This window comes from Actinoplanes sp. NPDC026670 (assembly GCF_040638175.1).
Taxonomy (GTDB): domain Bacteria; phylum Actinomycetota; class Actinomycetes; order Mycobacteriales; family Micromonosporaceae; genus Actinoplanes.
Genome location: NZ_JBEZXU010000020.1, coordinates 118070 through 131138, shown reverse-complemented (window position 1 = coordinate 131138; position 13069 = coordinate 118070). Strand labels below are relative to the sequence as shown.

The window sequence follows — 13069 nt, the reverse complement described above, 5'->3', positions numbered from 1 at the left end:
ACCCCCGGTTCTTAGTTGTCCTCGAACGTTTTGATCAGCTGCAGAACGGCCGGTCCGATGATCACCACGAAGATCACCGGGAACATGCAGATCAGGATCGGGAAGAGCATCTTCACCGGCACCTTCTGGGCCGCCTCCTCGGCCCGCTGCCGCCGCCGGACCCGCTGCTCCTGGGCGTGCTCCCGCAGGATCGGGGCCACCGAGATGCCCAGCTCACCGGCCTGGATGAGAGCTGTGACAAGACGTTTCAGATCCCGCACGGTGGTACGCCCGGCAAGCCCCCGGAGAGCCTCGGAGCGGGCCACCCCGAGCCGCATCTCCTGGAGCACCCGGTGCAGTTCGTCGGCCATCGGCCCCCGGGTGCTGCGGGCCACCTGGTCCATCGCCGAGTCCAGGCCGAGCCCCGCCTCCACCCCGATCACCATCACGTCCATCACGTCCGGCAGCGACCGCTGGATGGCCTCCTGCCGTTTGATCGACGCGTTCCAGAGCAGCAGCAGCGGCAGGAACGCCCCGAGCGCGAGCCCGAGGATCGCGCCGCCGATCAGGCCGGGCCGGCCCTTGAGCGCGTTGCCGGTCGCCGCGAGCAGCAGCGACACCACCACCATCGCGGCCGGCCGGGCCCGGATGATCCGGGGCATCGGCCAGTCCGCCGGGTTGCCCGCCATCTCCAGCATCCGGTTCAGCCGGATCCGGTCGCCGGGCGGGGTGAGCAGCGCGCCGAGCCGGTCGGCGAGCCGGACCAGCCGGCCGGCCTCCGCGACGGCCTGGTGCCGGCCCGGTTCGGCGTCCGGATGGCCGGTGAAGACGGCGAGCGTGCGCATCACCCGGTCACGCCGGATCTCCGGCATCGTGACCGCCACCGCGACCAGCAGGATCGCCCCGCCCAGTCCGGTCACCGCGAGCGTCGCGGCCAGCCCGGCGCCCACCTCACACCTCCACCCGGACGACCGCCCGCAGCCAGAACCCGCCGGCGACCATGCCGAGGGCGGCGATCGCGAGCAGCATCAGCCCGGCCGGGGTGGTGTACAGCGGCCGCAGGTAGCCCGGCTGGACGATCTGGATGCCGACCGCGGTGAGCACCGGCATGCTGCCCAGCACCCACGCCGAGATCCGCCCCTCGCCGGACAGCGCCCGCACGTGCCGTTTGATGTAGGCGCGCTCGCGCATCGTGTCGGCGGTGGTCTGCATGACGTCGACCAGGCTGCCGCCCACCTCGCGCTGCAACCGCAGGGCCATCACCAGCCACACCATCTCGGGGCTGCGCATCCGTTCGCCGACCCGTTCCAGGGCGTCCTCGAAGCTGCCGCCGATCCGGGTCTCGGCCAGCGCCCGCCGGAGCTCGGCGGCGACCGGGCCGTTGTCGTCGCGTACCGCCGCCTCCAGCGACTGGTGCAGGGTGAACCCGGCCCGCAGCGAGCTGGTCATCAGGTTCAGGGCGCCCGGCAGGTCGTCGCCGAACTGCCGTTCGCGGCGCTGGACCCGCGCCCCCAGCACCGCCCCGGCGCCCAGATAGCCGGCGGGCATCCCGGCGACCAGGGCGAACGGCCACGGGAAGACGGCCGCCGCGGCGACCGCGAGCAGCATGCCGGCGGCGAGACGGACGGCCAGCCACTCGGCCGGGCGCACGCCGCCGCCCAGCCGGTCGAGCATCGCCTCGTCCCGGGCGGCCAGCCGGGCCAGCGCCGGAACCGCCTCCAGCCGCCGCCCGGCCGTCACCATCAGGCGGCGGTACGCCGGGATGTCGTCGCCCGGGGCGCGCACCGAGAACCGGCGGAGCACGGCCAGCCGGCGCTGGATCGGGGTGCGCCCGAACACCGCGTCGAGGGCCGCGTACCCGGCCAGGAACGCGGCGCCGCCCCCGAACACGAGGGCCATCACCAGGATCACCATCCGCGGCCCGCGAACAGTGCTGGTTGCAGGACCACCCCGTACGGCGCCATCGCGTCCAGGAATTTCGGCCGGATGCCGGTCGCCTTCAGCTGGCCACCGCGGGCGTCCGCGGCGTACTCGTGCAGGAAGATGTCCTGAAGGGTGACGATGTCGCCCTCCATGCCCACCACCTCGGTGATGTGGGTGACCTTGCGGGTCCCGTCCTTGAACCGGTTGACCTGGAGGATCAGGTCGACCGCGGAGGCGATCTGGTCGCGGATCGCGCGGCTCGGCAGGTCCATGCCGGCCATCAGCACCATCGTCTCCATCCGGGAGAGCGCGTCCCGCGGCGAGTTGGCGTGCAGAGTGGTCAGCGAGCCGTCGTGGCCGGTGTTCATGGCCTGGAGCATGTCCAGGGCGGCGCTGTCCCGGACCTCGCCGACGACGATCCGGTCCGGCCGCATCCGCAGCGCGTTGCGGACCAGCTCGCGGGTGGTGATCGTGCCGCGGCCCTCGGAGTTCGGCGGCCGTGACTCCAGCCGGACCACGTGCTCCTGGTTGAGCTGGAGCTCGGCGGCGTCCTCGATGGTGACGATCCGCTCGTCGGCGGGCACGAACCCGGACAGCACGTTGAGGATGGTGGTCTTGCCGGAGCCGGTGCCGCCGCTCACCACGACGTTGCGCCGGCCGCGCACGCAGCCCTCCAGGAACTCGGCCGCGCTGCGGTTCAGCGTGCCGTAACTGAGCAGGTCACCGACGTTCAGCGGCACCGAGGCGAACTTGCGGATGGTCAGCGACGAGCCGTCCAGCGCGATCGGCGGCACGATGGCGTTGACCCGGCTCCCGTCCGGCAGGCGGGCGTCGACCATCGGGCTCGCCTCGTCGACCCGGCGCCCCACCCGGGAGCAGATCCGGTCGATGATCCGGCGCAGGTGCGCCTCGTCGTCGAACTCGGCCGCCACCCGTTCGATCCGGCCGAACCGCTCGACGAACACCGCGTGCGGCCCGTTCACCATCACCTCGGTGACCGACTGGTCGCGCAGCAGCGACTCGATCGGCCCGTGCCCGAGCACCTCGTCGACCACCTCGCGGACGATCCGGGCCCGGTCGGCGCCGGAGAGCGGGGTCTCCTCCCGGGCCAGCAGCTCGTTCAGCCCGTCGCGGACGCGGGAGTCCAGGTCGTCGGCGCGGTCGCGGTCGTTGCCGTACAGGGTGGGGCCGAGCTCGTCGGCGAGCCGCCGCTGGATCCGCAGCCGGACCTCGTTGACCTGGTCGAATCCCGGCGTGCTCCGCTCGGTGGGCACAGCCGAGCGAGTGGCCTGCGGGTTCTGGGCGTTCTGGGCGGCGGCGAGCCGCGCCGACAGGCTCATCTGCGGTCCTTCCGCCGGCCGAAGCCGAAGAGGCTGCGGCGCCGGGCGACGGGTGTCTCGATGCCGGCGCAGCGGTCGGCGAGCTGCCGGATGGCCCGGCTCACCGGGTGCAGCGGGTCGGTCATGGTGAGCGGTTCGCCCTGGTTGACCGAGACCGGCACGTCCCGGCTGGACGGCACCTGCACCGCGAACGGCATGCCGACCGCCGCCTCGACGTCGGCGGTGCTCAGCCCGACCTCGGTGTTGGCCCGGTTGAAGACCAGCAGGCGGCGGTCCTTCGGATAGTCCAGCAGGTCGAACATCTCCGAGGTGAGCCGGACCGACTTCAGGGCCGGCAGGTCCGGGGTGACGATCGGGACGAACCAGTCGGACATGTCCAGGGCGGCTAAGACCTGGTCGGTCACCACGGCCGGGGTGTCGACCACGACGAAGTCGTACGCCGGACGGGCCACGTCGAGGATCTCCACCACGAACTCGCGGCTGATCCGCTCGCCCTCGGCCGGGCTGGGCGGGGCGAGCAGCGCGTCCAGGCCGGTGCGGTGGCTGGCGACGATCGACCGGAGCCCCGGCTCGTCCAGGCGCCCGCTCATCGACAGGCCGCCGGTGATGTTGCGTTCCGGGGAGAGCCGCAACATGATCGCGACGTCGCCGAACTGGAGGTCGAGGTCGATGATCAGCACCCGTCGGCCACCTCCGGCGAGGGCCACCGCCAGGTTCGCGGCGACCGTGCTGCGGCCGCAGCCGCCCTTGCCGGCGAAGACGGTGATCACCCGGGCGTACGGGGCCTGCTCGGTGGTGCCCCGCAGGGTGCTGCTGAGCGCCTTGGAGAGGTCGACCGACCGGATCGTGGCGGCCCGCAGCCCGTCGTTGTCGGACTCCTCGACGATCTCGCGCACCCCGGAGCGCAGGCAGTCCAGCACCACCGGCGGATCCAGGGTCCGGCGGATCAGCACCACACCGATCAGTGGCCGCTGGAGCCGCTGGTACGCCGTGAACATCAGCGCCTCACCCAGGTCCACGGTCGCGCCGAGGATCACCAGGATCGTCTCCGGATAGCGCGGCAGATGCGCCTCCAGGTCGGCCATCGAGGCCAGCATGGTGCAGCCGACCTCGCGGAAGGCCGGTCCGACCTCGGCGCGCCGGGCCGCGTCGGGCTCGACGTAGACGTAGAGGGTCATCAGTACAGCCCGTCGGTGTCGACGCCGCCGCCCGGCGTGACCGTGACCGTGGAGCCCAGCAGAGCCAGGTACAGCGCGCAGTACCGGGCCGCGTGCACCAGCCGCTGGGCGTCCTTCGGCCCGACGGCGAGGGTCACCACGTACCGTTCGCCGTTCGCGGCCGGCCCGCCGCCGGCGGCGTCCAGGATCTGCGCCTGCTGCGAGGCCGACACCGACGGGGCCGCCACGACCGGCTCGGGTGATTCGCCGATCGCGATCACCCGGGTCCGCGGCAGGAGCGCCCGGGTCCGCGGCGGCGGGTCGTCGTCCCTGGGTTCGAGCGGGCAGCTGGCGTAGACGGTGACGTCGTCGCCCGCGCTGACGTCGCCGGCGACCTGGGGCGCGATGCTCAGCGCGACGGTGACCGCAAGTCTGTCACCGGGAACGGTGATCCGCCGCGACGCGGACGGCTCCGGCGCCGGCATCTGGAACAGCGGCCGCAGCAGCAGCTGGCTGGTCTCCAGCGGGGCGGACAGGCGCAGCTCGTCGAGCGCGGAGTCCCAGCCGGTCAGGGCGCCGTCCGGCACGGTCTCGGCCGGAACCAGGATGCGGCTGGTGAGTTTCTGCACGTCGGCGCCGGGGGTGCCGGCCGGCACGTGCCGGGTGGCGACGAGCACCCAGACACCCTGTTTGCCCTCGACCGCCCGGCGGTCCGCGCTGTGCAGGTACGACAGCAGCGCCGTCCCGCTCATCACCGCCAGCAGGAGGGCGGCGAGCAGGATCAGGACGCGCCGGCGCACGGCGCCACCATCCCGCCGGACGTCAGCCGAGGCACGACATCACGCCCTTGGCGGTGATGACGACGGGTGTGGTGCGGGCGATCCACGCCATCAGCGGGGTCGCCGGCTGGAAGGTGCGCTGGACGTTCACCACCGAGTCGGCGCCGAGGGCCGACCCGGCCGCGCAGACGTTGACCCCGTTGACGGCCGGGTAGGTGAGGGTGACGCCGGCGCCCACCACCGAGGTGATCTTGGCCTTGACCTCGGTGACGGTGCCGTTGAGCGCGCCCAGCCGGGCGCCCTCGCGGGCCGCCTCGGTGAGCTGGATGTGCTGTTGGAGGAGCCGGCCCATGTCGATGATCCCGAAGAGGATCAGCAGCAGGACCGGCAGCACGATCGCCATCTCGACGATCGCCGCCCCGTCCTGCGCGGACGGGCCGGCGATCGGGCGGCAACCGTCAGATGTTGTCCGTGATCTTCTTGAGAACACCCGCGATGTCGGTCTCGAGGGCCTGGAGGCCGACGATGAGCGCCACCGCGATGAGGGCCACCAGCAGCGAGTACTCGACGATGGTGGCACCCTGGTCCGAGCTGTGCTTGGCACGCAGGTATCCGATGAGCAGCTTGAACTTTTCCACGGGCTGTCCTCACTCACGAGGGCCACCCTCCCTGGTGGCCGTTGCCCTGTTCATCGGACGTTTCCTGGGAACCATGAGACAGCCTCGGTTGCGGGATAGTTACCGGTTAGTGGTCGACGGGGTCTGCGCCAGCACCGATCGCAGGGTGCCGGCCAGCACGTCGGCGGTGTACGGCTTGCTGATGAACGGCGACCCCGCCTTGATCAGCCCGCGTTTGACGGCGATCTCCTCGGGTACCCCGGAGACGTAGACGACCCGCATACCGGGCCGGACCGCCGTCGCCGACCGGGACAGCTCACCCCCGGACACCCCGGGCAGACCCAGATCCGTCAGCAGCACGTCGATGGTGCCGTCGTGCACCCGGCACGTCATCAGGGCGCCCACCGGATCCTTGGCGGCCAGCACCGAGAAACCGCGCATCTCGAGCATCTGCGTGGTCAGCTCACGCAGGTCCTCGTCGTCCTCGACCAGCAACACGACCGGTCCCTGCCGTTCCGCTGTCTTCCACATGACCCTCTCCCGCACCTACGCCTGTCACGCTATCGAGTACGGCACGCCCGGCAGCCGGGAATCGACAAACGCGGCCTCGAGGGTCTTTGTGCTGGTCAGCGCGGTAGGGTCACGGTGAAGCGGGTGCCGCCGCCCGGCCCGGGCGCCGCGGCGATGGTGCCGCCGTGGGCCTCGACGACCGCCTTGGTGACCGCCAGCCCCAGCCCGGTCCCCTTGATCTTGCGGTCCACCGCGGTGCTTGCCCGGAAGAACCTGGTGAACAGCTTCGGGTACTGCTCGGCCGGTATGCCGATGCCGGTGTCGGTCACGTCGACGGTCACCGCGTTCCGGTCGGCGTACGCCCCGACCGTGACCGTCCCGCCCGGCGGCGTGTACTTGATCGCGTTGGAGAGCAGGTTGTCCACCACCTGCCGCAGTCGCGCCGACTCCCCGGACACCACCGGCAGCGGGCCGATCTCGGTCACCAGATCGACCTGCGCGGTGATCCGGTGCTCCTCGACGGCCTGGCGCAGCAGCCGGTCCAGGCGCAGCGGCCGCGGGTCCAGTACCGCCGGCCCGCTCTCGAACCGGGCCAGGTCCAGCAGATCCTCGACCAGGTGCAGCAGGTGGGCGCTGGTGCGCTCGATGGCGGCCAGCTCGGGCCGCCCGGTGAACTCCGGCTCCTCCAGCAGCGAGTCGGTGTACGCCGCGATGATCGCGATCGGGTTGCGCATCTCGTGGCTGACCACCGCGACCAGCTCGTCCTTCAGCCGGTCCAGGTCACGCAGCCGGCGGACCTGCTCCTGTTCCCGGGCGAGCAGCAGCTCCCGCTGATCGGCCAGTTCCCGCCGCTCGGTGACGTTGGTGGCGATCCCGTCGATGAAGTGCACCCCGTCCTCGGTACGCGGGAAGCCCCGGCACCACACCCAGCGGACCACCCCGTCGAAGCCGATGAACCGGCACTCGAACTCACCGGGCCGGCCCGCCTTCAGCGCCTCCTCGTAGAGCCGGAACAGCGACATGTCCTCCGGGTGGATGTGCTCGGCCATCAGGTGCGCGAACGTGTCCGTGGACGGCAGCGGCCCGCCGAAGACACCCCGCTCGCCGGGGCTGACGTAGAGGATGTGCCAGCGATCCGGTGGCACGTACCGGACGCTCCAGACGCAGTCGTTGATCTGCTCGATCACCCGGTTGAAGTCCCGACGGGAGGCGGCCAGCGCCAGGTTCACCTCCTCGGCGCGGCGGCGCTCGATGTAACGGCCGGTCTGCGCCGCGATGTCGCGCAGCACGGCGACGATGTCGTCGTCCCGGCCGACCGGGGCATCGGAGAAGAACACCAGCGCCCCGGCCACCCGCGCGTCGCAGTGCACCGGCATGCCGATCGTGGAGCGCAGCCCCAGCCGGTGCCCGAGCGGCAGCCGTCCCGGGTCGGTCAGATCGCCGAGCAGGTCGTTGCTCCAGATGTCGGCGTTGCGGTCCCAGACCGTCCCCGGCACCCCCTGGCCGATGGTGAAGCCGAGTGGCGCGTCACCGGTGAACCCGTCCAGGTCGAACCCGTCACGGCGCCACGATCCGGCCCGTACGATCCGGTGCCGTTCCTCGTCGACCTCCCAGTACTCGGCGCACACCCAGCCCAGCTCGATGGCGACGGCGGTGGCGGCGGCCATCGCCGCGTCCCGGGCCGAGCCGGCCTCGGCCAGCGCCTGGGCCACCGCGTGCCGGCACCGGCGCAGCATCTCGGCCCGGTACGAGTCGGTGATCTCGTGCATCGCGACGACCGCCCCGAGCCGGCGGCCGTCGACGGCGTCGATCGGCCGGGCGTTGGCCAGGAACCGGCGTGGCGTCCGGTCCGGCGCGCACACCACCATCTCCTCGTGCTGCACCGTCTCGCCGGTCCACGCGCGGGCCAGCGGCGCCTGCTCCGGCTCCAGCGGGGTCCGCCCGTCCGCCGCGACCAGATGGTAGGTGGACGCCCACGAGTCGGCCGCGATGGCCAGCTGCCCGAGCCCGTGGATCTCCTGCATCGCCGGGTTGAACTGGGCCAGCCGCCCGTCGCTGTCGCACGCCGCGACCCCGGTGTCCAGGCTGTTCAGCAGCGCCTGGAGGAACGCCCGCTCCTGCCGCAGCTCGGTCCGGGCAGTGGTGCGGGCCGTGATGTCGTGCAGGAACGCGTGGAAGATCGGCTCGTCCCGGTCGTGCTGGAGCTGGAGGGTCATCTCCACCGGGAACTCCCGCCCGTTGCGATCAATAGCGGTCAGTTCCAGCCTGCGCCCGGCCAGCTCCGACATCCCGGTGAGCCGGACCCGGGCCATCCCCGCGTCGTGGGCCTCGCGCAGCCGGGGCGGGATCATGAGATCGGTCGCCCGCCGGCCGGCGGCCTCCGCGGCGGTCCACCCGAAGAGCTGCTCGGCGGCGGTGTTCCAGGCCGTCACCCGGCCCTGCGCGTCCATCGAGATGAACGCGTCATGGGCACTGTCCAGGACCGCGCGCAGGCGCGCCGCGGTGCGGAGCGCCTCGTCGCGCTCGGCTCGCAGCGTGTCCTCGGGTGCGGAGACCAGGTCCTCCGGGTGCGTGGTCATCACCGAAACCGATCGGCAACCGAACGCCACCACTGAGGCGTGACCGCGGTCTCATTGCATCGGGAATTATCGATCCCTTGGTCTGGTTGAGCCGGTCACGAGAGGCCGGAAGGGTCCCTCACCAGACCGGAAAGAGTGATCAGAATGAGCCAGCAGAAGGTCATCGCGGTGGTCGGCGCAACCGGTGCCCAGGGCGGCGGACTCGTCAAGGCGATCCTGGCCGACCCGTCCGGCGAGTATGCGGTCCGGGCCCTGACCCGAGATGCCACCTCGCCCCGCGCGCAAGAGCTGGTCAAGCTCGGCGCCGAGGTGGTGCAGGCCGACAACTACGACGAGGAGAGCCTGGTCGCGGCGTTCACCGGGGCGTACGGCGCCTTCCTGGTGACGAACTTCTGGGCCCACATGTCGGCCGACCGGGAGCTGGAGGAGGCCGCCAACCTGGCGAACGCCGCCAAGCGCGCCGGTCTCCAGCACGTGATCTGGTCCACCCTGGAGGACACCCGCGACCACATCCCGGTCCACGACGACCGGATGCCGACCCTCCAGGAGAAGTACAAGGTCCCGCACTTCGACGCCAAGGCCGAGGCGGACCTGCTGTTCACCGCGGCGGGCGTGCCCACCACGTTCCTGCGCACCACGTTCTACTGGGAGAACCTCGCCAACGGCTGGGGCGCCGCCCGCGACGCCGACGGGGTGCTCACGCTGAGCCTGCCGATGGGTGACAGCCGGCTGGCCGGGATCGCCGTCGACGACATCGGCCGGACCGCGTACGGGGTGTTCAAAGCCGGCCCCGCCGAGTACGCCGGCCGGTTCGTCCACATCGCCGGTGAGCACCTGACCGGCGAGCAGATCGCGGCCGGACTGTCCCGGGCGACCGGTGAGCGTGTCGTTTACCGCCCGTTGACCCACGACGCCTACCGTGATCTCGGTTTCCCGGGCGCCGACGAGGCGGGCAACATGCTCCAGTACTACACCGAGTTCGAGGACTACTTCACCGGAGTCCGCGACCTGGCCGAGGTCCGACGGCTCAACCCGGAGCTGCAGACCTTCGACCAGTGGCTCGACGCGAACGGCCACACCCTGCCCACCAAGTGACATTTCCGGAGGAAGCACCGCATAGGATGCGGCGGTGCTCATCCGGGATCTCTCCGCACGTTGCCTGACCGTGGTCGGCGCGCCCTGGTTCAGTGCCGCCGGCTTCGCGGTCATCGCGGTCAACGCGGCGTGCCTCGGCCTGGAGACCTACTCCGGGATCGAGGCCGCCGCCGGGCCGTACCTGCGTTTCATCGAGCATCTGTGTGTCGCCGGTTTCCTGCTGGAACTGCTGGTCCGCTTCTGCGCCAGTCTGGACCGCCCGTCCCAGTTCTTCCGCGACGGCTGGAACCTCTTCGACATCGCCATCCTGGCCGCCCCACTGATCCCCGGCGTCCGCGAGAACGTCACGTTGCTCCGTCTGCTGCGCCTGGCCCGGATCGTCCGGGCGTTCCGCCTGTTCCCCAGCCTCCGGGTGATCCTCGTCGGCATCCGCCGCAGCCTCCCCGGCCTGGGCAGCTTCCTGCTGATCACGGCCCTTGTCATCTACGGCTACGCGATGGTCGGCTGGATGCTGTTCGGCGAGGCCGAGCCGGAGAGGTACGGCACCGTCGGCCAGGCCATGCTGAGCCTGTTCCTGCTGCTCTCCCTGGACGACATCACGAACATCCTGTCGGCCGGCCGGGAGGTCACGGCATGGGCCGTCCCGTACTACGTCTCCTACATGGTCGCCGCGTGTTACCTGCTCACCAACCTGCTGGTCGGCCTGGTCCTGACCGCCCTGCAGGAGGCCCACGACGCCGAACGGGCCGCCACCACCGGCAAGAAGAGCGGCCCGCCCATCCCGATCGACAACACCGCCCACCAGCAGATCGCCCGCCTCCGGGAGGCGCTGGACGCCCTGGAGGCCCAGCTCCTGACCCCGGCGTCACCTCCGGAGATCCCCACCTCCCGCGAGGCGATCCATTGAAACCCTCATGCGGTACGCGGTGGGCCGCCCCGAAACCCACACCTCCCACACCCACACCGCGACGAATTGCCCGCACCGGCCCGCCAGCGCGACCGCCGGGCTGGTTGCCCACTCCCGCTTCCCGAAAGAGGCTAGCCTCCTAGGATGACCAAGGGGATAGGGTCCGTCTCGTGACTGCTATCTCGGAGATCACGGTGGCCACGCCCGCCGATCGGGACCGCATCGTCGAGTCGCTGGTGGCGGCGTTCCCCGGCGATCCGGTGTTGCGTTTCCTGTTCCCAGGTGACGACGATTACCGGCGGGAGGCGAAACTGTTCTTCGGTCACCTCTTCGACAAGCGGGTGAACCGGTCGACCATCTGGACGATCGAGAACGGCGCCTCGACCGCGATCTGGGAACCACCGACCGGCAGCGACACCCTGCCCGGCGACATCGGCCTGTCCGCCGCAGCCGCCGAACGGATGGCCGCCTACGACGACGCCCTGCACGAGGCCCTGCCCGATGAGCCGTTCTGGTACCTCGGAGTCCTGGGCACCCACCCGTCAGCAGCCGGCCGCCGCCTGGGCCGCGCGGTGATGGCCACCGGCCTGAGCCGAGCCGCCGAGGACGGCCTCCCCGCCATCCTGGAGACGAGCAAGCCGTCAAACGTCGACCTGTACCACCGAGCCGGCTGGCACGTGATCGCCGAATTCCGCAGCCCGCTACAGACCTGGGTGATGCGCCAGTAGCGTGCCCGGCACCAAGAGCACGAGCGTTTCCCCACCGGCTCGCTGCCCACGGCTCGTCGCCCGCCCGCCCGTCGCCCGCCCGTCGCCCGTGTGCCCGTCGCCCGTGTGTCCGCCGCTCGCCGCTCGCGGATCTTGCACGATTTTCCACGCTCGCGCCGATCTTGCAGCCTTTTCCGCCTCCCAGCGGGAAGAAAGCTGCAAGGTCTCCCCGGCGCAGTAGACCTTGCATGACAAAACATACCCAGACGTGAAGAAACGTGCAAGATCACCGCCAACGAGGAGAACCGTGCAAGGTCCTGGCTGCCCGCTCGTCGCCCGCGGATCTTGCACGACTTTTCACGCTCGCGCCGATCTTGCAGTCCTTTCCGTGCCCCGGCGGGAAGAAAGCTGCAAGGTCTCCCCGGCGCATTGGACCTTGCACGACAAAACATGCCCAGACATGAAAAAACATGCAAGATCGCAGCCAGGGAGGAGAACCGTGCAAGATCTACGAGGCTGGCCGGGAGGGTGAATCCTCCGCGAATGCGACATTCCCGACCTCGGGCTGGTGTCGTAGTCGCCGGTTGGCCGGAGCGGTAGCCCGAAGGGCTGGGCGGGGAAACAGCGCACAGCAGAGGGGCTGACTCCGGGCGCGGCGAAGTCCTGAAGAGGCCTTGGAGCGGTGGTCGGGCGGCTGAGGTCTCCGCGGCGCGGGAAGTTTGGGGACTTTTCCACCGGAACGGTGGTCGGGCGGTCGAAGTCTCCTGGGTGGCTGCCGCGGGTCAGGGTGGAGTCAAGTGGGCTGGGCGGATGGACTGGGCGGCGGTCCACCAGATGCTGAGGATCAGGGCGAGTTCGCCGAGGTTGCCGGTCCAGAAGGCGACCGCGCCCAGTGCCGCTGCCACGAACATGGTGACCGCGCCGGCCAGGAGCCACGGCCGGCGGGCTCGGAGTTGCAGGGTGAGGCCGATGCCGATCAGCACCAGGATGGTGATCACGGCCGGGATCGGGGCGCCGTGGGAGGCGGCGTTCGTGTAGCGGAGGGTGTCGGCGTACCGGGTCGGTTCGAGATCGAGGTCGAGGATGTCGAGGTAGACGCCGGCGGCGATCAGCAGCACGGTCAGGGCGCCGAAGATGGCGGGGGCGGTGCGGCCGGTGAGCGACTGGATGCCGTGCCGGCGGCCGAGGCCGACGCCGACCATGATCAGCAGGGGCACGAGTAGCCCGTGTGTGATGTAGCGCGGGTAGGACAGGGCTTCCAAGGTGTCGCCCTCGCCGATCGTGGAGCCGAGCGCGATGATCGTGTTGTCCCAGATCAGGGCGAGGATGACGAGGATCAGCAGGGTGAGTGCCCAGTCCGGGTGCCGTCGCCGCATGGTGAGGACGAGGGCGAGCAGGACGACTTCCGCGACGGCGATCATGCCGAACAGCGCGCTGAGCATCCGCGACCCCATGTTCCATTGAGGGAAACGATGT

General features: G+C 70.9%; 13 protein-coding genes. 3 read left to right on the top strand and 10 right to left on the bottom strand.

Translation table 11 applies throughout. The features are described 5' to 3' along the window. Positions 1 to 11: 11 nt before the first annotated feature. From AB0E94_RS21325 to AB0E94_RS21285, 9 genes are all read right to left on the bottom strand, one after another. Complete coding sequence (locus tag AB0E94_RS21325; RefSeq protein WP_360328633.1) at positions 12 to 929, bottom strand: type II secretion system F family protein; 918 nt, start codon at positions 927 to 929, stop codon at positions 12 to 14. Between the two features lies 1 nt (position 930). Further along, entirely contained in the window at positions 931 to 1878 is a 948-nt protein-coding gene (locus AB0E94_RS21320; protein ID WP_360328706.1) for a type II secretion system F family protein, read from the bottom strand. An 8-nt stretch (positions 1879 to 1886) separates the two neighbouring features. Continuing rightward, entirely contained in the window at positions 1887 to 3242 is a 1356-nt protein-coding gene (locus AB0E94_RS21315; RefSeq protein WP_360328631.1) for a CpaF family protein, read from the bottom strand. Further along, positions 3239 to 4420, bottom strand: coding sequence for a P-loop NTPase (locus AB0E94_RS21310; protein WP_360328629.1), 1182 nt, complete (start codon positions 4418 to 4420; stop codon positions 3239 to 3241). Before AB0E94_RS21310 ends, AB0E94_RS21315 begins: the two co-directional genes overlap by 4 nt. Further along, a complete protein-coding gene (locus AB0E94_RS21305) occupies positions 4420 to 5199 on the bottom strand; it encodes an RcpC/CpaB family pilus assembly protein (RefSeq protein ID WP_360328628.1) in 780 nt (259 codons plus the stop codon). The genes AB0E94_RS21310 and AB0E94_RS21305 overlap by 1 nt, the downstream gene beginning before the upstream one ends. 22 nt (positions 5200 to 5221) lie before the next feature. Further along, the gene (locus tag AB0E94_RS21300; RefSeq protein WP_360328627.1) at positions 5222 to 5668 is read right to left on the bottom strand and encodes a TadE family protein; all 447 of its coding nucleotides are present in this window, start codon (positions 5666 to 5668) and stop codon (positions 5222 to 5224) included. Further along, a complete protein-coding gene (locus AB0E94_RS21295; protein WP_360328625.1) occupies positions 5637 to 5816 on the bottom strand; it encodes a Flp family type IVb pilin in 180 nt (59 codons plus the stop codon). The genes AB0E94_RS21300 and AB0E94_RS21295 overlap by 32 nt, the downstream gene beginning before the upstream one ends. Positions 5817 to 5915: 99 nt before the next feature. Next, positions 5916 to 6326, bottom strand: coding sequence for a response regulator (locus tag AB0E94_RS21290; RefSeq protein ID WP_360328623.1), 411 nt, complete (start codon positions 6324 to 6326; stop codon positions 5916 to 5918). A 95-nt stretch (positions 6327 to 6421) separates the two neighbouring features. Next, entirely contained in the window at positions 6422 to 8884 is a 2463-nt protein-coding gene (locus AB0E94_RS21285) for a PAS domain S-box protein (protein ID WP_360328621.1), read from the bottom strand. Positions 8885 to 9028: 144 nt separating this feature from the next. On the opposite strand from AB0E94_RS21285, the gene AB0E94_RS21280 reads away from it, so the two are divergent. The 3 genes from AB0E94_RS21280 to AB0E94_RS21270 all read left to right on the top strand — a co-directional run bounded on the left by AB0E94_RS21280 (position 9029) and on the right by AB0E94_RS21270 (position 11614). Continuing rightward, positions 9029 to 9979, top strand: coding sequence for an NmrA/HSCARG family protein (locus tag AB0E94_RS21280; protein ID WP_360328619.1), 951 nt, complete (start codon positions 9029 to 9031; stop codon positions 9977 to 9979). A gap of 34 nt (positions 9980 to 10013) precedes the next feature. Continuing rightward, a complete protein-coding gene (locus AB0E94_RS21275; protein ID WP_360328617.1) occupies positions 10014 to 10886 on the top strand; it encodes an ion transporter in 873 nt (290 codons plus the stop codon). Between the two features lie 170 nt (positions 10887 to 11056). Beyond that, complete coding sequence (locus tag AB0E94_RS21270; protein WP_360328615.1) at positions 11057 to 11614, top strand: GNAT family N-acetyltransferase; 558 nt, start codon at positions 11057 to 11059, stop codon at positions 11612 to 11614. A gap of 761 nt (positions 11615 to 12375) precedes the next feature. Here AB0E94_RS21270 and AB0E94_RS21265 read toward each other — a convergent pair. Beyond that, positions 12376 to 13035, bottom strand: coding sequence for a hypothetical protein (locus tag AB0E94_RS21265; protein WP_360328613.1), 660 nt, complete (start codon positions 13033 to 13035; stop codon positions 12376 to 12378). Positions 13036 to 13069: the final 34 nt, after the last annotated feature.